Annotated in this window: 20 protein-coding genes and 2 pseudogenes; 9 read left to right on the top strand and 13 right to left on the bottom strand. The window is 41.9% G+C overall.

The features are described 5' to 3' along the window. Positions 1–172: 172 nt before the first annotated feature. From mtbB to RG963_RS10405, 3 genes and pseudogenes are all read right to left on the bottom strand, one after another. Positions 173–1,576 (bottom strand): annotated as a pseudogene (gene mtbB, locus RG963_RS10415) ([dimethylamine--corrinoid protein] Co-methyltransferase). A 60-nt stretch (positions 1,577–1,636) separates the two neighbouring features. Next, positions 1,637–2,281, bottom strand: a complete 645-nt coding sequence (gene mtbC / locus RG963_RS10410) for a dimethylamine corrinoid protein MtbC (RefSeq protein ID WP_310576204.1) — start codon at positions 2,279–2,281, stop codon at positions 1,637–1,639. A gap of 288 nt (positions 2,282–2,569) precedes the next feature. Beyond that, entirely contained in the window at positions 2,570–2,989 is a 420-nt protein-coding gene (locus tag RG963_RS10405; protein ID WP_310576203.1) for a DUF2769 domain-containing protein, read from the bottom strand. A gap of 142 nt (positions 2,990–3,131) precedes the next feature. Between RG963_RS10405 and RG963_RS10400 the strand changes: the two genes are divergently transcribed. Further along, entirely contained in the window at positions 3,132–4,019 is an 888-nt protein-coding gene (locus tag RG963_RS10400; protein ID WP_310576202.1) for a PAS domain-containing protein, read from the top strand. A 1,384-nt stretch (positions 4,020–5,403) separates the two neighbouring features. After that, complete coding sequence (locus RG963_RS10395) at positions 5,404–6,255, top strand: helix-turn-helix transcriptional regulator (protein ID WP_310576201.1); 852 nt, start codon at positions 5,404–5,406, stop codon at positions 6,253–6,255. A 25-nt stretch (positions 6,256–6,280) separates the two neighbouring features. Here RG963_RS10395 and RG963_RS10390 read toward each other — a convergent pair whose 3' ends face one another. From RG963_RS10390 to RG963_RS10375, 4 genes are all read right to left on the bottom strand, one after another. Next, positions 6,281–7,177 (bottom strand): MBL fold metallo-hydrolase, encoded by an 897-nt coding sequence (locus tag RG963_RS10390; protein ID WP_310576212.1) that lies wholly within the window; start codon positions 7,175–7,177, stop codon positions 6,281–6,283. A gap of 16 nt (positions 7,178–7,193) precedes the next feature. Beyond that, positions 7,194–8,234 (bottom strand): AI-2E family transporter, encoded by a 1,041-nt coding sequence (locus tag RG963_RS10385; RefSeq protein WP_310576200.1) that lies wholly within the window; start codon positions 8,232–8,234, stop codon positions 7,194–7,196. 148 nt (positions 8,235–8,382) lie between these two features. Further along, positions 8,383–9,486, bottom strand: coding sequence for a DNA polymerase IV (gene dinB / locus RG963_RS10380; protein WP_310576199.1), 1,104 nt, complete (start codon positions 9,484–9,486; stop codon positions 8,383–8,385). A gap of 56 nt (positions 9,487–9,542) precedes the next feature. Further along, a complete protein-coding gene (locus RG963_RS10375) occupies positions 9,543–10,226 on the bottom strand; it encodes a LolA family protein (protein ID WP_310576198.1) in 684 nt (227 codons plus the stop codon). A 771-nt stretch (positions 10,227–10,997) separates the two neighbouring features. Between RG963_RS10375 and RG963_RS10370 the strand changes: the two genes are divergently transcribed. The 3 genes from RG963_RS10370 (at position 10,998) to RG963_RS10360 (ending at position 13,131) form a co-directional block, all read left to right on the top strand. Continuing rightward, entirely contained in the window at positions 10,998–11,537 is a 540-nt protein-coding gene (locus RG963_RS10370; RefSeq protein ID WP_310576211.1) for a hypothetical protein, read from the top strand. A 5-nt stretch (positions 11,538–11,542) separates the two neighbouring features. Beyond that, positions 11,543–12,721 (top strand): PQQ-dependent sugar dehydrogenase, encoded by a 1,179-nt coding sequence (locus tag RG963_RS10365; RefSeq protein ID WP_310576210.1) that lies wholly within the window; start codon positions 11,543–11,545, stop codon positions 12,719–12,721. 125 nt (positions 12,722–12,846) lie between these two features. After that, a complete protein-coding gene (locus RG963_RS10360) occupies positions 12,847–13,131 on the top strand; it encodes a ferritin family protein (protein WP_310576197.1) in 285 nt (94 codons plus the stop codon). A gap of 422 nt (positions 13,132–13,553) precedes the next feature. Here RG963_RS10360 and RG963_RS16590 read toward each other — a convergent pair. After that, a pseudogene (locus tag RG963_RS16590) lies at positions 13,554–13,768 on the bottom strand (inositol-3-phosphate synthase); the annotation flags it as partial. A gap of 114 nt (positions 13,769–13,882) precedes the next feature. After that, positions 13,883–14,161: a DUF1294 domain-containing protein gene (locus tag RG963_RS10350; protein WP_310576195.1), complete on the bottom strand. Its 279-nt coding sequence runs from the start codon at positions 14,159–14,161 to the stop codon at positions 13,883–13,885. Between the two features lie 164 nt (positions 14,162–14,325). Here RG963_RS10350 and RG963_RS10345 point away from each other — a divergent pair, with 164 nt between their 5' ends. Together RG963_RS10345 and RG963_RS10340 are read left to right on the top strand one after the other, a co-directional pair. Continuing rightward, positions 14,326–15,393: a lysylphosphatidylglycerol synthase transmembrane domain-containing protein gene (locus RG963_RS10345; RefSeq protein WP_310576194.1), complete on the top strand. Its 1,068-nt coding sequence runs from the start codon at positions 14,326–14,328 to the stop codon at positions 15,391–15,393. Between the two features lie 1,936 nt (positions 15,394–17,329). Beyond that, positions 17,330–18,145, top strand: coding sequence for a nitroreductase family protein (locus RG963_RS10340; RefSeq protein WP_310576193.1), 816 nt, complete (start codon positions 17,330–17,332; stop codon positions 18,143–18,145). 15 nt (positions 18,146–18,160) lie between these two features. Here the strand turns inward: RG963_RS10340 and RG963_RS10335 are convergent, their stop codons facing one another. Continuing rightward, the gene (locus RG963_RS10335; protein ID WP_310576192.1) at positions 18,161–18,790 is read right to left on the bottom strand and encodes a DJ-1/PfpI family protein; all 630 of its coding nucleotides are present in this window, start codon (positions 18,788–18,790) and stop codon (positions 18,161–18,163) included. 818 nt (positions 18,791–19,608) lie between these two features. Here RG963_RS10335 and RG963_RS10330 point away from each other — a divergent pair. Then, positions 19,609–21,084, top strand: coding sequence for a dicarboxylate/amino acid:cation symporter (locus tag RG963_RS10330; RefSeq protein ID WP_310576191.1), 1,476 nt, complete (start codon positions 19,609–19,611; stop codon positions 21,082–21,084). Positions 21,085–21,233: 149 nt separating this feature from the next. On the opposite strand, the gene RG963_RS10325 is transcribed toward RG963_RS10330, so the two are convergent. From RG963_RS10325 to RG963_RS10315, 3 genes are all read right to left on the bottom strand, one after another. After that, positions 21,234–22,091 carry an aldehyde ferredoxin oxidoreductase C-terminal domain-containing protein gene (locus RG963_RS10325; protein WP_310576190.1) on the bottom strand — a complete coding sequence of 286 codons (858 nt, stop codon included), beginning with the start codon at positions 22,089–22,091 and terminating at the stop codon, positions 21,234–21,236. A 20-nt stretch (positions 22,092–22,111) separates the two neighbouring features. Continuing rightward, positions 22,112–22,369, bottom strand: coding sequence for a hypothetical protein (locus RG963_RS10320; RefSeq protein ID WP_310576189.1), 258 nt, complete (start codon positions 22,367–22,369; stop codon positions 22,112–22,114). 120 nt (positions 22,370–22,489) lie between these two features. Beyond that, positions 22,490–22,681 carry a 4Fe-4S dicluster domain-containing protein gene (locus RG963_RS10315; protein ID WP_310576188.1) on the bottom strand — a complete coding sequence of 64 codons (192 nt, stop codon included), beginning with the start codon at positions 22,679–22,681 and terminating at the stop codon, positions 22,490–22,492. Between the two features lie 1,626 nt (positions 22,682–24,307). On the opposite strand from RG963_RS10315, the gene RG963_RS10310 reads away from it, so the two are divergent. Further along, positions 24,308–25,339, top strand: coding sequence for a class I SAM-dependent methyltransferase (locus RG963_RS10310; protein WP_310576187.1), 1,032 nt, complete (start codon positions 24,308–24,310; stop codon positions 25,337–25,339). Positions 25,340–25,509 lie beyond the last annotated feature (170 nt).

The raw sequence follows: 25,509 nt of genomic DNA, 5'->3' as shown, positions 1-25,509 counted from the left end.
GACGATTCGCACAGCTCTTGCAGCACAAATCGACTTATAAAAGCCTGCAAACGGAAAAAGCGGGAGAATCCTGAAAAAATATAATCCTTTATCAGGAATTATCCTGATTCAAGTGTACAGGAGATTCATACCCGCTTCTCCGCATCTTTGCAGATATTTGGGAGTTTTCTGTTTACTGTATCTGTCTTCTAAAAAGGTTGCAGGAATTTATCTTGATATCGAGCAACTTTTCTATGTTCATCTTTGCGGCAATACCTTTTGCAGCGCCAGGAACTGAGGTTATGACACCGATGTCAAGCTCTTCACGCAGTTCGCGCATGACATGCTCGTCTGACAGATCCATGGTGTCGACGTTGAGTTTCTTTGCCACGTATTCTTTTGCGTCTTTTATCCTCATATTCTTTGAGAACTGCATCCTTGCGACAAGGTCGCCGGCAGCCCTTATTCCTGTCATTCCGGAAGCCATTATGTGGGAAATCGGCATACCCAATGGGTCGCCGACCCCGATCTATATGCCGTCTACGCCTGCAATTTCAACCATTGCCTTGCTTGCCCTGGTAACGGCATCAATCGGAGGAGTCTCAAGCATCGGAATTCCGCCAACCCCCATGCCCATGTCAACGTGGCAGGGCAGGGTCGAAACCTTTACTGCCTCTTTTATGAAAGTAACAGCCCGCGCAAGGTTCCAGGCTGAGGTCTTGCTTGTATTTGTGTTTACAACCGGCCCGAAAACGTTTGCTCCTGCTTTTGCAACAAGCGGGGCCTGCTGGTGTGGCCAGAGCCCTGCAAGGGTTACGCCGTCGTACTGAAGCCCGCCATGCATACCGAGCACCATTTCGCCTGCCATACCGGCTTCGATGTACATGTCAGGGAACTCTTTTCGAAGGGCCTCGATAGCATGAAGCGTGCCGTAAAAGTCCCCATCGCCTGCTGCAGCAGTTGTGTCAAAGTTGATTCCGTCTGCCCCGGAGGCAAAGAGTTTCTGCATGACCCAGACAGTGTCTCTTGTAAGGTGTTCTGCAGCGTGTTCCATGGATTCCCAGGCTTCTTGAATCTTAAAAGCCTTCATAAGGTCGCCGGGATTTTCAAATGGACCATCGGGGTTGTAATAAAGTCCCATATTGGGCATTGCACCGTAGAACAATGGAATAATCATGTTTTGCTGGCAGACTTCCATTGCCTGGCACTCATTTGAAACAACGGGTTTTACCGGCTTGAAACTGTAGTCAATGTGTCCGAGTTCCATTGTGTCGGCACCAAAAGCCCGCTCGTGCATCATGCAGCCGACAAGCCGGCTTGAGGGAATCCCTACTCCACTGTTCCCCTGGTCCCCGTCAAGCCTGATAGTGCCGATGTCGTGCGTTACAGGAATTTCCATACCATGCTCGACGCTGACAGATTTTCCGGGCATCATAAGGATTTCTGCAAGCTTGTCGATCTCATCAGCACTAAGATCAGGGATTTCGCCAAGGTCGGCAGCATTTGCTACACCTGCCTCAAGCTCCTCAATAATCTTCTCCTTCGTAAGGAAAACACGTTTGCCGTCTCCCATCCGCAAAGCATATTCAGTTGCCATTTTTTTATCCTCCATCCTTCAGATAGACTTAGATAGACTTAATTTAAATAAAATTCGAGTTTAGAGCAGCAGTTCCTTTGCCTTTGCAACAGCTTCGCTTGCGTTTTCGGCATAGCAGTCTGCGCCTATTTTCTCGGCCCAGGCCTGAGTTGCAGGAGCGCCTCCTACCATGACCTTTATTTTGCTCCTCATGCCCTCTTCTTTAAGCAGGTCAATGACTTCTCTCTGCCCCTGAAGCGTCGTGGTCATAAGAGCTGAGAGCCCAATCATGTTAGCATTCACTTCTTTTGCCTTTTCTACGAAATTCCGGATAGGGACATCCCTGCCAAGGTCGTAAACTTCAAAACCTGCAGACTGGAGCATGGTTGAAACGATTGACTTGCCAATATCATGGACGTCGCCTTCAACAGTACCGTTTACAACTACTCCAAGTTTCTTACTTTTCTCTCCTGCCGGAAGGTCGGCTTCAAGAAACTTAACCCCTGCTGTCATTGCATCAGCAGCCATCATCACATGGGGAAGGAAAAGTTTGCCTCTCTCAAAAAGAACCCCTACATGGTTCATGCCTGCAGAAAGCCCTTTGTCAATAATCTCAGCGGGTTCCATAACCTCTTTTGCTTTTTCAACAGCAGCAAGTACTGCATCCTTCTTGCAGGAGATGACTGCATCAGAAAGCTCCTGAATTAATTCCTCTTTAGTTGCCATTTTTATACCTCCATAAGTATCCGAAATTCCCTTCAGTGCCTAAAGAGAACAACTGAATCTTGAATTCGAATCGGATATTTTTTATAGATCCGGAATTATTTAGCCTAACCCGTGGAGTTTTTTCAAAAAAGGTAGGAACAGGAATGCCACTTACGCATTTGAAAAGTCAGTGAGCTATGACAGACTTGATGGACAGAGCTCAAACGATGAGACTTTTTGAGCATATTAAATATTTCAATGGGACTTTAATTACATTAAAACTTCAAATGAAATAATGAGAAAATTGATTTATTTATTCACACGTTCCGTTTCTCCCAGTACGCAAACTCTGGTCTCGTGATCAAGAGAATTCCTGCACCTGTTCAGAGAAGCATAAGACATTTCTCCGGAGAACTTCGGTTTTTCGGCCTGAAGACAGAAGTATTCGCCTTCAAGTCGGAATTTCCTGAAAAGTTCGCAGGCTTCACAGAGACAGCCTTCTTTTTTCCCCTGCACCGGACATTTGTTCCTGGAGCAGAACATCCCTGCACCGTCGGAATAGGAAGGACAGCTTTTACAGATACAGGCTTTAAGGTGATGGTATGAACCGCATATACCGAAATATCTCCCGTATTCTTTCCTGGCCTGCTGTATAATATCGGGTGCCTTTTCTGCGGACTTTCTCCCTTCTCCAATACTCTCATTTCCTGTTGTGATTTTAGAGCCCATAATATTCCTGCCGTGCACAGAAAGACATCATTTATAAGGTGTCAAAATATATTATATATTGCTTGAGGATTTGAGAAGTGCATTTTAGCTGAAGCAGTTAAAGGATTTTGGATCCGGAAGGGTTTTTGGAGAGGTGATAACTATGGGATTCAATCAATTAGCTGAAAGTGACGAAATGATTCTTGATGAAGCACTGAAAAGGCAGCAAATTCTGGAAACCATAATTAATAACAGCCCTGTTATGGCTTTCCTCTGGACCCCAGACGAGAATTGGCCTGCCAAATACGTTTCCGAAAATGTAACCCAGCTTGAATACAGCGCAGAAGATTTCCTCACAGGAAGGATAATGTATGCAAACATAGTCCATTCCGAGGATATAGACAGGGTTAGAAAAGAACTTACCAGATGCTGCGAGACTGAAAAAGACAGCTTCGTACAGCGGTATAGAATTCTTACCGGGAAGGGAAAAGTCCGCTGGGTAGAAGAAAAAACCTTTATCCAGCGCGATGAAAAGGGGAATGTAACCAGTTTTCAGGGCATAGTCAGGGACGTTACTCCTGAGGTTAAAAACAAAAAGGCGCTCAGGAACGCCCTTGAAAGCCAGAAAGCTCTTATGGAAAAGCAAAAAGCCCTGCTTGAGCGGCAGAAAGCACTCGAAACCGTAATTAACAATAGTCCGATGATAGTTTTTCTCTGGAAGGCTGAAAAATACTGGCCCACCCTCTATGTATCTGAGAATGTCAGGCAGTTCGGGTATGCTTCTGAGGACTTCATTTCCGGAAAAATCCTTTACGGGAAGATTATTCACCCAGCAGACCTTTTCCTTGTGGAACTCGAGCTTGAGGAAAACTGTGAAGAAGGAGGTAAGGAGTTTTACCGCCAGTACCGTATCCTGACTAAGGAAGGCGAAGTCCGCTGGGTAGAGGAAAAAACCTTTATCCAGAGAAATGAGGACGGAGAAGTGACCCATTTTCAGGGTATTATCGAAGATGTAACCCGACAGGTCAAAAAATCCGGAGAAAAGCCCTGAGAAAAGCAAGTCGAAAAATGGATGTATAGGTAGAGCTGATGGAAAACCTGAGGGCCTGATACAGATTGATATCGACTATCTCCAGGCTTTCCATGGGTCGGTAAATCTGGTACTTAAAAATCTGGTATTATCTACTATACTTGTTACTTTTTTAACAAATAATTATTTATGCTTGAGAGCATTAAGAAGTACTTGCAGATTTTCTTAATACTGTTAAAATCTGCAGCCTCTCCGAAATCCCTCGGGCGTAAGGGCCGGGAACATGTGAAGTCGGATAGTACAGAAAGATATGGCAAAGACATGAATAAGAGATAAAAAGGGTATAAAATCATTCACCAGAAAACTGAAGAGGATTACATCCCGGAAACGGTAAGCATATAAGGGGTTTGAAGGAGTAAGCGAATCATTTCCGGGGACAGGTGCCCTATAATAACTTCTTTTGTACATGATTTTGTACCTCAGGTACTTAAGTCCTTACAAAAACAAGTTCTTTCTTTAATGTTTCGTTGTGATCTTGTAATTCTTCTACTCTTGTTTGTAAGAGAGAGAATTCCCTAATTTTCGGTGCTTTTTTCAGGGCTTATTAATTCTCTTAATTTTACTTTTTAAACTAATAAAATTATTAATAATGTATTTGGTGTCGATTCAACCTGATATTATCGCATTGATTCGCTCCAATAATATATTTTTTTTAAAGTTCATATTCAAATGAGAAAGTTTATGAATGTAAATCATTTTGGAATAGTTACATTTATTATATAAAAAATAAACGAAAGATAAAAGAGGGAGATAATGAAAAATCAAATTGAGTGCGACCACCCCACCATAAAGAGGCTGTACGACAACTCCATTTGAGGTTAAATAGGTTAGGACTTACGCAGTTGAACAGAGAAACAGCAACACTAAATACATAACTGTCTAAATCCTACGAATTCAGATGATGCTGCTCGTACTTGATTTGGTACTTCAAGTGCGTAAGTCCTATAGGTATAAAAGAAAGTGTCTAAAGCGTTTAAATAGAAAAAGAAGGATTTAGTTAATACTAATTTAGTTATTACTGATAGTAATTGTCGGACAGCCTGTAAAGGACGGGGTATTCGTGCCCCTCCGCACTTCTGAAGTAGTAAATTTAATTAAAATATTTGAGATAATAGCGAGTATATAGTTGATTAAAGAAAATATGCATTTTGAAATTAAGTTTCTGAATTGAGATTTCCTCAGGGAAAAAACAGCTTATGAAGAAAAATAACCGGACGAAATGCATTGTGTTTATGGATTGAGGAGAAAAATACATAAACTATTAATCTTCAAACTTTTATAAAATACATAAGTATATTTCATTTTTACTAAGAATCTTTCTTAATATTTACGGCATTCCGATGCGTTGCAAGCCTACAGGTATCCGGTCCAGGTGCATGACATGGAAAATACTCTACTCGATCTGATTCTCCTCTCTGAAAAAAGGAAGAATGTGATTCTTCTCCTGCTTGAAGGGCCAAAGGATATCGAAACAATAAAAAAAGCCCTTAACGCCAGTGCAACAGCAATCCAGCCGCAGGTGAAAAAGCTCAGAGAACAACACCTTATAGTTCAGGAAAAAAATCTCTACAAACTCAGCGAAATGGGTAAAATCATAGCTGAGAAAATGAAACCCCTTGTGAACACTCTTTCTGTCCTCGAAGAAAATAAGGAGTACTGGGCTGACAGGGAGATGAGCAAGATTCCACTTTTTCTCCTGCGAAGGATCAGCGAGCTTGGGCACTGCACTACAATCGAACCTCAAATAGACCACATGTTTGAGATGATTCCGGAGTATGTCAAAAATGCCGGGATGGCAAAAAAGCTGGAAGCTGCAATTCCATATTTTCACCCTCTTTTTCCTTCGTTTTATCTGGGAATCGCTGAAAAGGGAATACCGATATCGATCGTCCTCCCGGAATCAGTCCTGAAAAGGTGGGTTGAAGATTACAGAGAACAGACCGATAAATTTCTTAAAATGGAAAACGCTAAACTTTTTGTCTGCACTGACTGTGAAAGGATTCCTGCGATTGTGGCGGCAGACAACTTTATGATAATGGCCCTTTTCCCGAAAAATACTGTTTTTGACCGAAAATATATTATAAGCTTTGAACCCGGAGCTCTAGCCTGGGGAAAAGAACTCTATGATTGCTATGAACAGCGCTCCGAAAAGATTCATGATATAGACAATTACATCCCATGCAACCCGAAAGAATAAAACGCGGGATTTAAAGGTGCGCCTGTTAGACATACCCCTCAAAGCCTGCCTCACCCTTTGCATAGGCTTCGTGCCAGCCTGAAGGTACGGGCATTTTTTCATAAAGAGTTTTTCTTTGAGCCTCAAGAAGTTCAGGTTCTTTTCCCATAAACTCTGCAGCACATAGAACCCTGTTTTCAACTTTTCCGGCCAGCTCTTTTAACCACCTGTACCCTTCAAAAGACCTGAGCAAGTGATGGTCCAGGATCAGCGTATCCACATCACTGGCCAGAAGAAGAGCATTTTCAGAAGCCTCTTTTCCTGCCTCAGGAACGCGGTGTGAAAGATAAAGAGGAGGGCCTGAGGCAAAAACAATTGTGGGTTCCCAGGCGAGCACCTCAAGGACGGCTTCCCTGTCCAGAAGCTGGATATCCGAACTATGGACAAAAACCTCGTCTCCCTCGCAGATTCGGGTCATCATTACAGTCCCAAATCCCTTATCCCTGGTTCCGTGGGGGGTGGGGAGAGAAAAGTTCATACTGCCGGAGTTCACGCCTTCTGAGGCTGGAAGAGAGAAACCTAGAAAATCCGAGAGTTCATGCCTGCGCTTTGCAGACAGGCTAGAAATTTTATCAGGGCCTTTACACCAGAAATTTATCCCTTCAGGGGAAGGGAGAGCTTCCATAGGCAGCTGATAGGGATCTTCAGCACTCATTGGCATATGGTCCCCGTGGTAATGGCTGATAACAACATCTGTAGCCCCTTCGAATGCAGAAAGAATTTTTTCTCTTATATTGAAAGCGGCGGCAACTTCTACAGGGTGAGGAAACAGGCGTGAACGTAAGCGTGCAAGGGCAACTCCCGGATCAATGAGGATTGTCCTATCATCTGTTTTTACAACACATGAAAGGGATCTTGCTCCGAACGACTCACATCCTAGGATTTCGATTTGCAGATTTTCACTCCCTTTCGGAAAGGTACTCTCTGGAGAACATTTGCACTGTCAGAACGAAGTAAGAGAGCAGAAGCGGACCTATAACGATTCCCAGGAGCCCGAAAAGAGACACCCCTATAACAATTCCGAGCAGGGATAGGAATGGATGTATCTCTCCGACCTTCTTCTGGATAACGGGCCTGAGGAAGTTGTCAATAACACTTATAAAGAGACCGGCTGCGAATATGGTAATCCCTGCAATATAGTCTCCCTGCAAAAGTTGGACAATAGCTGCAGGAACCCATACCAAAGGCGCTCCGACAACAGGCAAAAAGGACAGAATTCCTGCAATGGCGCCCCAGAGGAAAGCTCCCTGGATTTCAAAGATAAGAAATACAATGGTCAGGATTCCACCCTGGACAAGAGCAACTGCTCCGCTGGCGATAAGAGTCGCCCGAACCATTATTCTGAATTCATCCAGAAGAGTAGCTGTATTTTTTTCATTGAACGGGACTGCAACAGAGATCTGGCGCATAAAGTCCGAATCTTCCCCGGTAAAGAGGTAATAGAGCAGAAAATACATTATCAATAGGCCAATTGACTGCCGGCTCAGGCTCTGGATCGAACCCAGAATGAACAAGCTCGTGTAATTAACGGCCTGTGAGGCAATTTCCATTGCTCTTTCTTCTATTTTAGTCTGGAACACGTCTGTAGGGATCTTCAGCCTTGAGAGAAGGTTAGTTAAAAAGTGGCCTCCGGACTGAATAGATGCGATAATGGACGCCTGATCAAGTAAAAGCTGCTGGATTTCGGTGATGATTATACTCAGAAGAAAGTAAGAAGGAATCAACACAACAAAGATAGAAACTATTATTACGAGTACTGCTGCGAATTGCTTCCGAATCCGAACTCTTCTTACGAGAAAATGATAAAGAGATCGGAATATAACGAAAAGTATCAGAGCCCCAAAAATGTAATTTAAATATGGAAGTGTGGCATAAACAATAACCACAGTCAGGATGGCAATTATTAGAAGGGCCAGAGCCATCTTTACAGCTTTTTTCATTGGATATAATTGGTTTTTCTATTATAAAATATATAAGCATAACAGAGCTCTACCTGTCCGCTACCAGATTCAGGCCTGAAATTTTAACTCTATATTTGATTTGCAGATGCAGGTCTGAACTCTAAATAGCACGCAATAAAAACTACTATTAAAAATCCGTAATCAGCGTTTGCTTCTCGTCCCTTTCTCTAAGTTTTGTAACCCCTATGCCTACAAGCCTGAACTTTTCTCTCCCGGTAAATTCCGAAAGAAGCTGCATGGCTGTTCTCTTGATCACAAAGACATCCGAAGTCCAGATTGAGATGGTTTTTGAGCGCATATATGTAGAAAAGTCCTCAAAACGCACTATAAGGGTCACTGTTTTGAAAAGGAACCGGTTTTTCAGGAGGGAACTGTGCACACTTTCCGCAAGTATGTCCAGAGACCTGATGATCTTTACAGGGTCGTTCGTGTTTTCCTCAAAGGTTCCGTGCCTGCTGATGGACTTTACGCCTTTATTTTCCCGAACTTCGCCAAAATCGAGCCCATTTGCCATCTGTTTCATGCGGAGTCCCATTTTCCAGAACCTTTCCGAAAGTAGCTGGATATCACAGTTCGCAAGATCTTCTACCCTCGTTATTCCGATTCCTTCCAGGGCCTCGGTGGTCTTTTCCCCTATTCCGGGAATTTTTGAAACCGGCAGCGGAAAAAGAAATTCCCTGACATCTCCGAGCCTGACAACCGTAAGCCCATCAGGCTTCTGAAAACCTGACGCAATTTTTGCAATGAGCTTATTTGGCCCGACTCCTACCGAACAGGTGATCCCTTCCTGCTTCTGTACTTCATCTTTGATCCTGAGAGCGTAAAGGGCAGCCTCCTCAAAATTCCTGATCTCGGGCCCCGGCACAAGATAGGCTTCGTCCACACTGACCTGCTGGAACTTTTCTGCAAATCCTTTCAAAAGTTCCATTATCCTTACCGAAACGTCCTTATAAAGCTTCATGTTTACAGGCAAAAAGACCGCACCCGGGCAAAGCCTGTAAGCCTGTGAAATTGGCATTGCCGAATTGATCCCGTATTTTCCTGCCTCGTAAGAACAGGTGCTTACAATTCCCCTTCTTGAACCTCCTTTAGGGTCAGAGCCCACAATAACAGGCAGCCCTTTGAGTTCCGGCCTTTCCCTGATCTCAACTGACGCAAAAAAGCTGTCCATGTCCACATGAAAAGTAATTCTCCTTTCTGGAACATTTGTTTTAGAATCGGAGGCAGGCATTATCTGGAAATAGGATTAAACATGTAAAAAAGGTTTGAGGAAGTTGAGTGAAAGTATTAACCTATTGTTTTTATTTCAGCCCCATCGGGAGTATTGAAGATAAACTCTGAGTCCAGAATCCCTGAATTGACTTTAAGGTCGTAGATTTCGGTTTTTACTGTAAGGTTTCCACTGTTGTCATACAGCTCGTACTTGAGGGGCATCCAGGTTTCTTTATCTACCCAGATTTTTGTGTCGTATTGCGCAGCGTTTTCTTCGGTTTCTTTAGGAATCGCCTTCAACAGATAAGTTTCTCTGCTGTCAATCTCCTCAAGACCCAGTAAAGAGACATTTGTATCATTAAGGGTAATCCCTATGAGAGTCAGATAGTCACTTTTAGTTAGTTCCGGAGTTTTGGGAAGCTTTGTTTTCATTACCGTGTTTGTATCGGGGGCATACGTCCACCTGAATTCTCCATCTGAAAGTACGAGCGTCTCTTCATCCTTTCCGGGTTCCTGTATAAAGTTCTTAATCATATGAGGTTTCTTATATATGGTTTTAAATTCGCTTTCTATGGCCTTTTCCCCGACGTAGTAAGTAGTGTGCATTGTATACGAATAATCTTGAATGCTATCCTGTTTCTCCAGCATCCGGGTTGCAATATCTTCTGCGCTCAGGTCTTTTTCTGTACAGCCTGAAACAAAGAGGGCAAAAGTTACGAAGATCAATAGGAGCAGTAATTTGAGTACTTTGTTTATCATCACGTTACTCATCTTCTGTGAGGTATTTTTTTAATTTATAGTTATTAGATTCAGATTCTTTGAATAGTTGAATACAGAGTCTTCTAAAGATAAAAGTCGAGGATAGAGAACCAAAAGCAATCTTTTTTCTTCACCAACTACCTCAGGTTTTCAAGAGTCCAGGATCTCAAAATATTTCTTTTTAGGAGGTAAGAATTTACACGTATCTTAAACAGGATTGAACCAAATAATATAAGACACTTCGTTTTTTTGAAATCTTTTACTAATTATTTTATAAAAAATTTCTTTTATAAAAAAGTAATCGTAAAAAATCAAATTGCATGCGGCCACCCCACCCTAAAGGATGGGGTATGCTGATGGGCCGCACGCCGATTTATGGGGAATAGTTTAGTATCCTTTGACAAGATTTCCTTGATATAGAGTTGCATTCCCAACTCCTGTAACCATGGTACCAAGAAACCTTATTTTACAAAGAAGCGATGATATAGAGGTTTAAACAAAACCAAAAAGAGGCGAGGGTTCACTTCATCCCCGACCTAAAGGATAGGGTATTCGTGACCCTCCGCACTCCCAAAGTAATAAAATGTTTGCCTATTTGAAATTAAAATTCACATCGATATTGAGGTTCAAAGAGATATCTGGAGTTACGATGCGGGACACAGCGAGATGCTTTGTTCTGGAATATCGCTCCTCTATTGGCTCAAAAAAGCATTTCTACAAAGCCGAGAAATATTATAATAGGGACAATAATCTCAGTCTTTATTTCAGTTCCTGATTGGGGGGAGTTTTATAAAAGAGGAGCATGGTACGTTAAAACAGGGTGCAAATCCAGAAAAAATTGAAAAAAAGATTATAGGACAACCTTTTCCGGAGATCACATCAAAATCCCTTGCAGGCAGGGTTGTAACCTTTCCGAAGATTGTGGAAGGAAAGGTGACACTCATCTGCATTGCTTTTGTGCGAAGTGCCCAGAGCATGATCGACTCCTGGATTCAGCCATTTGAGCAGAAATTCGGAAAAGACAGCAGGTTTTTGGTTTACGAAATCCCAATGATAAATGAAGCCTGGAAGGTCATCTCCTGGGTGATCGACTCAGGCATGAGAGGAGGGATTCCAGTAGAGAAGCACGACAATGTGGTCACTTTTTATGGAGACTATTCGAGCTACCAAAAAGCCCTTGGGATAGAAGATACGAACCTTGCCTATGTCTTTTTGCTGGACCAGAAGGGAATTATCCGCTGGAAGGGGCATGGATATGCAAGTCTTGAGACCGAAAAAGAACTTATTGAGGCTGCAAAGGCTCTCCTGTGACGAATATGAGAATTAATTTCAAGCAAAGTGGTGGAGAAATGAAAGGGGTAAAGATAATAGTTGGTTTTTTTGCAGTTATTGCACTTATTCTCGTAGCTTATGCCGCCCTGAGAACCGTACCGATTAGTGACTGCGGGGAAAACGGGACAGGGCTTGCCTGCATTAAGCTTCCGCCTGGTTTTTCCATTGATTATTATGCTGAGAATGTCGAGGGTGCAAGGTCAATAACTCTTAGTCCTAACGGCACTCTTTTTGTTGGAAGCCGGGATGCGGGAAAGGTTTATGCGGTCCTTGACAGGAACAATGACAGTAGAGCTGACAAGGTGCTTGTGCTTGCTGAAGGCCTCGATATGCCAAATGGGGTGGCGTTCAGGAATGGATCCCTGTACGTTGCTGAGATCTCGAGGGTGGTCCGCTATGATGACATTGAAGCAAGGCTTGAAAACCCACCGACACCTGTCGTGGTCAATGATAGTTTCCCATCCGACCGCGCACACGGCTGGAAATATATTAAATTTGGTCCTGACGGTAAACTTTACGTGCCTATCGGAATGCCGTGCAATATCTGTAATAAGGAAGGGGAAGACGAGCGGTATGGAACAATAATGAGGATGGAGCCCAATGGAAGTCAACTTGAGATTTTTGCAAGGGGGATAAGGAATACAGTTGGTTTTGACTGGGATCCCGAGACTGAAGAATTGTGGTTTACTGACAATGGAAGGGACTGGCTTGGAGATGATACGCCTCCGGACGAACTTAATCTGGCATCTGAACAGGGAATGCATTTCGGTTTTCCTTATTGCCACGGGGGAGATATTCCTGACCCTGAATTCGGAAAACTTCGGAACTGCTCGGAATTCACACCTCCCGAAATTAAACTGGGTCCGCATGTAGCTTCCCTTGGAATGACCTTTTATACGGGCACAATGTTTCCTGAAGAGTACGGAAACCAGATCTTTATCGCCGAGCACGGCTCATGGAACCGGAAAATCCCGATAGGGTATCGGATTTCCCTTGTCAAGCTGGAAAAAGGAAAGCCTGTGAGTTACGAGCCTTTCGCTGATGGATGGCTCCAGGGGCTTGCAGCCTGGGGAAGGCCTGTGGATATCCTTGTAATGCCTGACGGAGCGCTGCTTGTTTCGGATGATAAGAATAACGCAATTTACAGGATCAGCTATGGCTGATCCGAATACCTTGCACGTATATCAGAACTAAAACAATTAAAAAACAAAGCGATTAAAAAATTTCCCGAATTTAGTAAAAATATTTATGATTATACCTGCATATACACTAAGCAGGGGTGAATAGTTTGTTATCCAAAATACCTGTGGACCTTAAAAACGTATCTGAAGAAGACATTGATAAAGAGATTCTCAGAGCCGGAATCATCGCCGAGCTTGATGCTGTAAACCTTTACGAGCAGATGGCAAACTTAACAAAAAATGAGAACATAAGAGCTGTCCTTATGGATGTAGCAAAAGAAGAGAAAACGCACATCGGAGAGTTCCAGGCACTCTTACTTCAGTTTGACCCTCAGCAAAAGCAGGAACTTGAAGCCGGAGCTAAAGAGGTAGAAGAGGAATTATCCAAATAATTCTCTTTAAATCCCTTTGGATCTAACCTACATTCGGCAGCAAGCACATTCTAAAATTTAAATATCCTTAATTGTTATTTTTTGCAGGTTCACTTAAAAAACAGTATCATACGGACTATACATCCAACATTATTTGTCATTCAGCTCATTTACTATAAATATATATTAATTATATTATAGTTAACATTTAGTAATTTTTGATTTAAATTGAATTTTAAAAGTTCTGAAAAAAACGATATCAATAGAAATATTGAATGGATTTTTATGTCGACCTGCCGAAAGCAGGATCTAAAATTTCTCAATGAGATTCTCCTGGAAAATTCAATTTAACCTTTTATATTCAGATTTCAATTATATTCTGAGTCTTTACTTGAACTTTTTTCTTGAACCTTGTTTACAGATTTCCTGCAATAACTCCTCGGTCATGCGGCATGCATCAACATCGGATACTGTTTGGGAGGATGTTTCATAAAGTATAGGTCGAATAAAGGACTTCGCCTCTTTCCCTATCAAGTGCCAGCTTGCAGCAGCGAATGGTGTCTATTACCACACCTGCGGAGTTAGGAGAATCCTCAACAGAAAGAAGGAGTTCAAGTTTCATAGGCACATCTCCAAAGAGTTTTCCCTCCATCCTCAAGATGACGAAAATACTATGAAAAACATTTTACAAAAAATATAAATAATGTTCATGTGGATTCGGTTAAGGTGCAAAACGCCAAAAAATGTTCTTTTTTATGTAATATATAAGAATTTAGGCTTGGGGACAGGTCCATATCACTAAAAAGATATGAATTCCTACAAATGCAGGTACCAGGAATTTGAACAGGGGTTTCTGGGTCTTATGCCTGAAATGCTGCATGCCAAGCAATGCACCTATTGGCCCGAAGAGAGAAACGATCAGCAAACCCTGCTCTGAAATTCTCCACTTTTCGCTTTTTGCCTTGAATTTGTCTATTCCATACAGAGCAAAAGAAGCTGCATTAAGAACAGCATAAATAATAGGAAAAAGGAAATATACAATCTCTTTCATAGAAAAGGAGTATCCTTAATAATAATTAAAGGCTGTGATGTTTTATTAACTAAATTATTCGATTACATTGATCTTATTCAGGGAACAGTACAACTTATAATGTTAGAGAAGGGGCTGCTAGAAAACACGGGTGAAATAAGATGTTCCGGATTAGAGGATTTTAAATGGTTATTAGCACGAATGAACGCACAAAAGGTTTAAAAAATGAATCTAATGACCATAGAAGCCTGTTTTATCCCCCGCCCCTGGTCTTAAAGGCAGGCCGCTATCTCTCAACTCTTATCCTGGTAGGGCTGGCTGTCCATCTTATTATTCCCCAGCTTGCTTCGGTTGAGGCGTCTCTCCATGTCATTAAAACAATGGCTTTATGGGCTGTGCTGTTCGCTGCCCTCGCCCAGATCACCAGTTACATAGGAGCCGGTTATCTTATAAATTCAATCGTAGGGATAGTAAACCAGACTATCTCAGTGTTAAAAGGAGCTATAATTACACTAGCGGCTTCAAGCATAGGCATGCTGGCAGGAGGCACCTTCGGGAATGCTGCAGCGACTTATCGATGGGTACGGAAATACGGCGTAAGCGCCGAGGGTGCAGGACTTGCAGGCACTTTGCCCGCTATTTTCAACAATGCAATCTTAATGATACTGGCTATGGTTGGAATGCTACATCTGCTGTTAACCCACAAACTTTCTTCTGTACAGTTCTTTACTTTTCTCCTGATCCTCGCTTTACTTGGCATTGGTCTTGCAGCAATTAACTGGGGGATAAAAAACAGGGCAGGCTTCACACTCATACTTATCAGGATAACAACTTACTTTTCCCGGGTCCGGCATAAAACCTATACGCCTGCTTCAACCGAAAACTCAGTAAGTCGAATTTTTGCAGCCCTTGAGATGCTTGGCAAAAAAGGATTACAGCGTCCTCTTTTGGGGGCTGTGATTAATACGGGCTTTGATATGTTAACTCTTTATTTCTTCTTCATAGCTGCAGGCTATCCTGTAGGACCAGAAATCCTGCTTGTAGGGTACGGACTTCCCCTTCTCTTTGGAAAAATGGCCTTTTTCCTACCCGGAGGGGTAGGTGTTGTGGAGAGTACGATGGCTGCTCTTTACACAGGCCTTGGGGTACCTGACTCAATTGCGGTTGTTGTCATACTCGGTTACAGGATGTTTTCCTTCTGGATCCCAACGTTGATAGGGTTCCCAATAGCATTTTATTTACAAAGAATGTGAAGCTCAGATATCAATAATGCAGATTTCAAAATGGCGTAATTAGGAGTAGATTATAGTACATTGGTCATCGGTTAAGGAATTTTCTTGCCTGAAGGCTATCGATTTTATGTCATAAATTGGCCTCAAATTTTAGCCTCTTTACCTAAAATCGATACCCTGTTCCAGTTCAAAGTCTATCTAAATTTTGGACACATGTTCTGGGAATAAGGCAATTTATCATGATTCCTCACTTAACCGAAGACGCATGGATTATAGTAAAATAGTTAAGATATGACAATAGCCAGTTTTGCTTTCTTCATTATAATAAGTGATCACATCCTTTACTGCAATGGTGTTTGTCTCTCCGGCAGCATAACTCCAAGAACCTCCCGATTTTAATGAAAGCAGAAAGGGAAGAAACAGATCTCCTTGAATATCAAAACTGGAGATTATACTTTTTTTCCTGGGCTGAAAACTTGAAGATCACTCGAATTTCTTCATCATCCATATTCACTCTCCCTTCTTAAGAATTTAAATATCGAAGTTTATTTATTTTTTGATTAAATTAATATTCAAACCGTTATGCTTATTTCCTACCTGGTTGATTCTGTGTGGGGCTCCTTATTCTGTGGAAATCCCGAATCTCGAGAAGAATAAGTAAAACAATGTTTGTTATCTTGAGGGATGAAAAAATGAGTCTACTTAAAAAAACAATAAACCCCTTCACTGTTATATTTTGGGTTGTTGCGATTGTGATTATGGCCGTTGTGGGGTTTGTATTGAAACGAAAGAAGGCAACCTGATAAAAATAAAAATCTTAAGAAAATTCTAGGATTAACACGGGGAATACACACCTTATGTACAGATGATATACGTAGTCAATATCCCGCATACATTCGTTATACAGAGCCTGCAATAACTCCGAGATAATTTAAAGCCATTTTAAGCTCCTTCGCTCGTATTATTAGCAGAATTTTCACACCTTGTTAGAGAGCATAGGTGGTTCCATTGCAAAAATATTAGAATAGCATGTAAATATATGGATGATGAACAAAAGTCAAAATATCCAAGTAAAATGTATCAATATTATAGAAATATCTCAAATAATTGATTAAGATATTTGATTTCATCAAGACCAGAGGGCAGTGTACCAAAAGTTCTGTAAAATCATAAATCTCAAAAAGTCATTAAACCAAATGATATAAATTTTAAATAAATTTGATTCTCAATTTGCAGAAAATTAGACACGCTACCAAAAGAGATTCGAAAAAAGAGTATTTTTTTAGATAGAATTTGATTTGTTCGTTTTTTGTTTGTTTTTACGGCTTCTTCGACAGTTTTTACTTCCTGGTTTTTTCTTCCATCTCCTTTTTTGTCTGCAATACCGCTCTCTACGTCGAGCGTAACAAGAACGACTTAAAACAGCTACCTTGTAAGGGTCAGATAGATCTGCAGTTTATTCTTCTTGATTGAAAACAACTATTTGCTATAATGGGTCTGAGTTGGTATATTTTAATAATTGTGAGTTTGTGACAAGGATGAAAAATCAGATTTTTATTTCCTCTCAACACCCTTAAAGGTATAAACAAATGTCCCGTACTCTGCTGTTGTCATGCAGATCCTCGATTTCCCTGTCAATGTTCCGGCCCGATATTCCATAAAGATGACACAGTAGGGTGAGCCTCTGCCGTTCGGTGTTAAAGAAGGAATGATTCGATGTTAACGAAGGAATGGTCGAAACTTTTCTTGGAGAAGAGATTTTCCAGATTTCTGAATGTGATTACTGAAGGGTATAAAGAAATGTACTCCCACGAAATTAACAAAGACAGAGAGTACGCAACCTTTATTTCTTTGCGCAGGCAGTGACCGAGTAAGTGAAACTTCACAGGTAGAGAAATAAAGAAAAGTAAATAAATATTAGCTGATTATATATTGCTATTAGCAGGTTTTGATACTTATGACTCACATTATTGTTAATCAGGATCTTTGCACACGGTGCAGCATTTGTGCAAAGGTATGCTCATCAGGCATTATCGATTCAGCTGATGAGGCTCATCTCCCACAAACGCAGGAAGCAAACGTTTCACGCTGTCTCTACTGCGGACACTGCGAGGCTTTCTGCCCGTCTCAGGCTCTTCTCTTGAACCTTCCTGATGAGAAGGTTCCCCTGCTGACCGGTGCAAGCACTGTCTCTCCAGAGGACATGGAGTTATACCTCAAGAAACGCAGGTCTGTGCGGCATTTTACCAGAGAGCCTGTGCCAAAAGAGAAAATCCTTGAAGTCCTTGATATTGCCCGCTACGCCGCATCTGGAGGCAACGGTCAGCCGGTACATTGGCTGGTTGTCCAGGATCCAAAAAAAGTCCGAAAAATTGCCGAGCTCACTATCGAATGGATGAAGAACCTGCTGAACACCGCCCATCCGATGAGCGGCTACGTACCGATGCTTATTTCGGCGTGGGAGCAAGGAAACGATGTCATCTGCCGTGGCGCTCCTCACCTGCTCTTTGCCCATATTCCTGAAGGAAACCCTGTTGCAGTTGTCGATGCTATCATCGCCCTCACCCATTTCGATGTCGCTGCGCCGGCATTCGGTATCGGCACCTGCTGGGCAGGCTTTGTTGCAGCGGCTGCCACCTCTTATGAGCCTCTCCAAAAGGAACTCGACCTGCCTGCAGGACGGAAAAGTGCCTACGCAATGATGTTCGGCCACCCACAGTACAAAATATATGGAATCCCCCGCAGGAAGCCCCTTGAGGTTATGTGGCAGTAAGGTTTTGAGGGACTTTCAGTCCCTTTTCCTCATATATTCAGGAGCCTGCGGAAGCTGGTGCATCATGCCATACGACTTTCCGGATGGGTAGTACTCGGCACCGAGCTGAATTTTGCCCGCTGTTTTTTCATCTGTAATGTATTCAATAAATGCAAGCGCCAGATCGATACCGGCGGAAATGCCTGCCGAGGTCCAGATATTTCCATCCTGTACAATTCGATTTTCCACAACTTCCACGTCACCTAAATCTCGTAGCTTCTGCAGTGAAGCCCAATGGGTAGTAGCTCGCTTATTTGAGAGCAAACCAGCCCTGTGAAGGATGAATGTGCCAGTACAGACTGAAAACACAGCTTTACAACCTTTAGCCTGTCCGGCAACGAATTGAATCAAAGACAGATTATCCACCTCTCTGCTTGTGCCTTCGCCGCCCGGCACCAGAAGAAAATCCAGTGGAGGACAATCCCTAAAGATAACATGAGGATTTACGGACATTCCCTTATTACAGATCACAGGTCCTGGATTCTCGGCAACCATGAGGCATTTCTCAGGCCCCTGGGCAAATTTGCTCCAGAGTGAGATTATTTCCCACGGCCCGACCAGATCCAGCTCTTCCATTCCTGGAAAAATCAAAAATCCGAAATTCATGTTACAATGTTTGTAAACATTTTGTAAATATTTTTCCCCGGCATAACCTGAAAACAGTTCTTCACTCTGAGTTTTATTTCAGTCGAATACTCCGCAAGTTTGGAGGAAGCAACAAGATTCCTATCTTCAAGGAAATCCACAAAGAACAAACCATCGTTTTCCTTAGTTGAAGGAACTTTTTTTAGTTATATTTATATTTATATATATTTATTCAATTAGATCCATTGAAACTACTATTCGAGGATATTTTGCAATATCACTTTCGATTCTATAACACACAAAAACTGGAATTGATAAATCTTATTATCTTAACTGTTCTGGGGGAAGTTTCCATCCCTGCAGCAAGCTGCGGGGTATTCGACAGAAATAAATGCCTGGAATTTATCATGGATTACCTGATAAGTTGTACAATCTCAAAATCACAGTTGAAAGAAAAAAATTCAAAAATTATTTTTTATAAGATCTAAAACTGCAGAAACCCAAATCCTGAAATCACGGAAATGGAATAGAGCAAGAACAAAACTAAAGAGAATTTGTAAAAAATAATATCAAAGTTAAACATCGACGTAATCAACAGGGCTTTTGAAAAGGTTATAATCATATCATTCTCGTCGATTGTTCCTTAAATTGCATTTAAACCTTTCATACAATTATTGTATGAAAGGATATTTATAATTGTGAAAACAGCTCAACATGAGTATTGTTATGTATTTTTCTAAGCTTTTATAATTCAATGTTGAAAGTAATATCCAATTAGGCTAAATTTCTAAACAAGGAACTGAACGTTTGAGTTATCCAACATTTTTTTATGTGATCCCATGAAAGGCAAAGATCATCGTATCCCTAACCCGAAAGAATTCACACATGAACTCGTAGAGGAAACGAAAGTACTTTGCAACGGAATTGCCGAGGGTATCATTCATATTCACTATCCTCTGGATTTAAGGCACAATAATTACCTTAAAAGCCTGAGTCGTCACCTTCACGGCCTGCTTGAAAAGAAGCTCTGGTTGAAAATCCTGATAAGCATGGGGCTTGGAATACTTCTGGGACTTTTTCTCGGACCTCTTGGAGGGTATATTGATCCGGTTTCTGCAGAAATAATAGGAGAATGGGTTGCTCTTCCGGGTTATATTTTTCTCGCGCTTCTGAAGATGATTGTTATCCCTCTTGTTTTTGCTTCAATTATCCTTGGGGTAGCCTCGCAGAGTATGAGTGAACTCAAAAAGACAGGGCTTTTGACAGCAGTTTACTTTATAATGACAACTGCAATTGCGACTGCTATAGGGCTGGGAATGGCGCTTTATATTCAACCGGGACGGTTTATAAGTGGAGATCTTGTTCAAAGTGCGCTGGGAGGCGAAGTCAATGCAACCTCCACAGGCTTAAGTTTTGACCCTTCGATTCTGGATCTCCCTTCCTTATTTGTAGGAGGCCTCTTTCCTTCCAATGCCCTTGGAGCCATGGTTAATGGAGAAATGCTACAGGTTGTCATCATCGCAATCATCATAGGTATTGCTCTTGTTTCTCTGGATAAGGAACAGTCTACTCCAATGGTCAACTTCTTGAACTCAGTGCAGGCCATCTGCATGACTGTGGTCAAATGGAGCATGTCTCTTGCCCCTATTGCCGTTTTCGGGCTCCTTACAAAATTTACTATAAAACTTGGGATCGATGCCCTGATGGGAATGGCGGTATATTTGGGCACAGTGCTTGCAAGCCTTTTGCTCCTGATGTGCTTTAATCTTCTAATCGTTTTTTTTGTTGCCAGATACAATCCATTTAACTTTTTGAAGGCTATTAAGGATGTCATGCTTCTTGCCTTTTCCACCTCAAGTTCTGCTGCAGTTATGCCCCTTACTCTCAAAACCGCAGAGGATAAGTTGGGTGTAAGACCTTCTATTTCTCAGTTCGTAATCCCTCTCGGCGCAACTGCGAACATGAACGGAACTGCTCTTTATCAGGGCGTAGCCACTGTTTTCCTGGCTGAGGTTTTTGGGATACATCTTGGACCTTTTCAGGTTCTAATAGTAATGATCATGGCTGTTTCAGCTTCCATAGGGACGCCCTCAATCCCTGGTGTGGGGATTATTGTCCTTGCCCTGATCCTTAGCAGTGTCGGAATTCCTACAAGCGGTATAGCTCTCATCATGGGAGTTGACAGGATTCTTGATATGTGCAGGACTGCAGTAAATGTAGCAGGAGATCTTGTAACATGTAAAGTTATGGACCGGCTGCTTGGAGAAAAGGCTGAGGAAAAGATTACTGCAGATGCCGAATTCCTAGCCATCTGAAAGCTCTCATGTTTAATCTCTGATCGTCTAACATTTGATCTCTGACCGTCTAACATTTGATCTCTGACCGTGATACTCTTTAAAGCACAATTTTCAGATTTTTTTAATTATTCTTCAGACCTTTGAGCATGTGACTGCTTTATAATGCCTCACACTCCTCTTTTCTTTCTATACAGCTCGATTGCTCTTCTAACTCTTTCTTCCTCGAGCATCCCGGTGGTCGAAGCAGTTTCAAAAAACCTTTTCGGAAGAGTGAGGTTTTCAAACTTGAATCCGAATTTCTTCTTCAGTTCATATTTTTTCCTGAAAATATCCTTGCCTAATTCTTTCAATTCTTCTTCTGTTCTATCTATCCCTATAGACTTAAGGGCCAGGATTATATTTCCATATGTGTAGACGTTTCTGGCAAAGAGACAGGCAACCATGCAATTCAGGATACTTCTGCGGTCTTCTTCATCTATTATATGTTCAACAATTTCTTCATCCGAAAGAGGGCGATTAAGTGAAGCCTGGTCTGCTGCATAACCTGCATTGTCAAGATGGGAGTGTCGGGGGCCCACACTAAGTCCAACCACATTTCCAAGCCCTGTATGATAACCGGGAATTTCCAGACCTCCAAGTTGAATGGCAAAATCTTCTCCTCCGTATTTTTTTGAAGCATAGACTACTCCCTTGCCGAGGGCCACATAGAAATCGTTTGGAGCCTGGACTATAAGGTCTATTACTTTGAGGTATGCAGATTTATCTCCCCAGGAGAGTTCGAGCTTCATAGTATCTTCAGTGGTAATTTTTCCACGCTGCTGCATCTCTGTGGCCCAGGCAAGCACAACTCCCATGCTGATTACATCAACTCCCGCTTTCTCACAGGCGTCAATAAGTTCGAGCACGGCTTCGGGATCGGCTACTCCTAGATTTGACCCGAGGGCATAGATCAACTCAAAATCATAGGAAATATTCAGGGCCTTAAAAACGTACTCTACATTGACCTGACCAGCCAGAGCTATCACATTAAGGACAGAAGAGACCTCTATGAAAAATATATGGGGGGCATAGGAGTTGCCACCAATCTCATGCTCGAAGAATATAAAGAAGGCCCAGGTTCTTTTCCCCAGTAAAGGTCTTTATGAGACGCAGTAGAGCTAACCGGGCTTGTATCCGCAGCCGGGTCCGTGTCAGTGATTTTTATTTCCCCGTTGTCTTCTACTTCAATCATTTCCAGCACATCATAGGGACATAACTTCGGGCAAACCTCACAGTGCTTGTAGATTACTGCTTTTTTCTGCATCCAGATGGAAGGGCTCCCATTAAAAGGCTTATATACAGTTTCCGCAACCGTCTCAGATCTCTTTTTCAGATTGACACCTCCTCCTTTCCGTTTTGTCAGCGCGCCAAGCGGGACAAGCCCTCATATACGATGGGTCGATACAGGCATGCAGACAATTTGAATATAAGGAGTTTCGATTCCGCCGCGAGTCTGGATATCAATTCTGCTGTTTTTTAAAGATATGGTACCATACCAGGTTCTTGCACAGGCCATCATACAGGAATAGAAACCTATGCAACGGGCCGGATTTGCGACCTTTAACCTTTTTGCCATTATTTCCCCTCAGATTCCTTTTTTTGAAAGCATGTATCTCCAGCTTATATAATCTGGTATCGGAATGCAGCAGTAATCAACCCCCGGATTTACGGAGCAAATTTTCAAAGAGATGACAAAGATTTCCTGTATAATATATGTTTTATATGAGATTGCATTGAAAGAAATCCTTATTTTGATACAGATAGGAATGTTTTTATCCTCTGCTCGCATACATAGGAAAGTGGATTCCGGTTTGTTAAACAATTAAATAAATAGTTATCTAATATATCCTGATCGGAAAGGTTCGTATGCAACAGAATGAAATGATACAGCAAAACAAAATGATACAGCAAAACAAAGTGATAATCGGGACTTTCAGTGTACTGTTTACTTTGTTAGTGCTAATCGGTTTGTGCTTCGTCTGATCCTTACCCCTTGCGAGTTAGGGAATGCTTCCGGAATTCAGTCTTAAGAAGGATTGAGTTCTTTCTAGGGCATAACTGCCTGGTTTACCGTGAAGCGCAGATGCAAAAAAGTTGTATGGGCCGGAGCCGAGTATTTTCTTTGCGGCTCCTATTAGTTTAAAGTTTCCTTTAACCTCAGAGATCTCAGAATTCTCCTGGTTTTCTTGGGCTTTTCTTAGCAGGGAGAACAGTTGCAGCTTACTTGCAGGCCTGGAAAAGAAGTTTCCATTTTTCTCAGGCTTTAGGACCAGTTTTTTTCGAATATAATTTTCCCTGCAAAAATATTTAGGGTCCACGAAGTTGGAAAATATACATTCTTCCCTGTATAATAGGACATAATCTGAATGGAAAGTTCTTTATGCAGCAAAATAAGATGATAGTTGGCACGTATGGTTTAATGTTCTTATTGGTTTTGCTAATCGGCTTGTTACTGGTATAACTCGAAATTCCTCAAATCTTCCCCTCTTATTTCTGGGCGTACCCTGAGCCGACAACAAGAAACACAACGGCCTGATGCCTTTTTGGGCTTTTGTATTAAATGTCTGAATACAATTTCCACCTGCGGATCATGTTCTGAGAGAGCCTGTGTCAAATAAGCAGAAAAAGGGGGCTTTTAAGGCAAACCCGACTATTCTTCTCTGTCCACTATGAGGATTTAATAAGTTTTTCAACGGCAAAATTTTTTCTTTCAGGAATTAAATTATATCCTGAGAATATCTATGCATTATGAGAGAATTAAAATCACTGCTTAAGGGTGAAACAACATGGGAAAATGTGAAAGCTGCGGAAGAGAGGTTGAGAATATTATAACTATTAAAGGGCAAAAGCTCTGCATAGAGTGTGCCGTTAAGCTCAGAAGGACATCGACCCTGACAGCTTGAGTTTCAGTGCGTGTATGTAATTCTGTGACCATTAAGGCACTTTCTCTATTATGATCTTCGAAAAAAGGAATCTATTATTGATTTAGCCCTGAAAAAACACCAATCGGGCAGAAATGGGCGGCCAAGAAACCTAAACAGCTAAAATATGTATTTGTCTTTGACTATTTATGCTTTTTTATTAGTTTATTTTTTCAGTATGCAAGTGTACTTCAAACCAAATCGGTTATTTTACAGAAATTAATTTACAAAAGAACTCAAACACAAAACATTAATCTCATGCAGGTTATCCTACAATTCCAATGTACAGAATAATTCGGGTTTCCCCAGAAAAAGGGGAAGAAATCAGGAAAAAAGCAATTGCCGGAAAATTCCTCGATACTACAAGAAAAATCAGAAAAACTCAGGATGAGAGCGGCACTTGCCTGGAAATCCCTGTCACTGAAGCTGCAATAGGAAAAATAGGAGATTTTCCGGTAACCGAACAGGAAAATCCAGAATTTTCTAAAAAGCCAGTGTCCCTGAAAGAATATATTAAAGATTTCCTCTCCGAAGCCAAACTTGCAAATGTTCCCTCAGGCTGGCAGATCCTTGGGGACATAATAATAGTCAGCATTCCGGAAACGCTTGAGGACAAAAAAATAAGGGTAGCAGACACACTTCTCTCTATGTACCCGAAGTGCAGGAGCGTTGTAAGAGACTTCGGAATCGAAGGGCAGTTCCGCCAGCCTATAAGAGAACTCCTTCTAGGCAGCGGGACAGAAACCATCCATAAAGAGCATGGCTGTTTTTTTAAGCAGGACGTAACAAAGGTGATGTACTCCAAAGGCAACCTGAATGAGAGAAAACGGATGAGCAGGCTGGGAGAAGGGGAAGTAATTGTGGATATGTTTGCAGGAATAGGGTATTTTTCAATTCCCATGGCTGTCCATTCAAGGCCGAAAAAAATTACAGGCATTGAGATTAATCCTGAGTCCTTTGCATACCTGAAGGAAAATATCAGGCTAAATAAAGCGGAGGATATTTTTGTCCCTATATGTGGAGATTGCTCGAAGGTTGCTCCGGAAGGAACAGCCGACCGCGTGCTTATGGGTTACGTGGGGACCACTCATCATTATCTTGAGCCGGCTATAAAAGCTCTAAAGAAAAAAGGAGGGATTCTGCACTACCATGAAACAGTCCCGGAGAAGCTCGCCAAAATAAGGCCTCAGGAAAGGATAATAGAAGCTACTGACGCCCTTGGAAAAAAAGTGGAGATTCTGGAGGCCCGCAGGATTAAAAAATACTCCCCTGGCGTCCTGCACATGGTTGTGGATGCTCGAATATTCGAATGAAAGTTTTAAATCTCATTTTTAATTGAGAGATACGTTCTTTATCCTTTTATGGCCTTCAGTACAAAAGACACTAAACCCGGAAGTAAAAATTCCGGCTTTTCAGGGCCGCTATCTTGCAGTCAGCCTTTATTCCCTGGCTTTGACAGTTAGATAAAAATAAGTGCTCTTTG

It is taken from the genome of Methanosarcina baikalica (assembly GCF_031461075.1).
GTDB lineage: Archaea > Halobacteriota > Methanosarcinia > Methanosarcinales > Methanosarcinaceae > Methanosarcina > Methanosarcina baikalica.
This window is presented reverse-complemented; position numbering and strand designations above follow the sequence as displayed.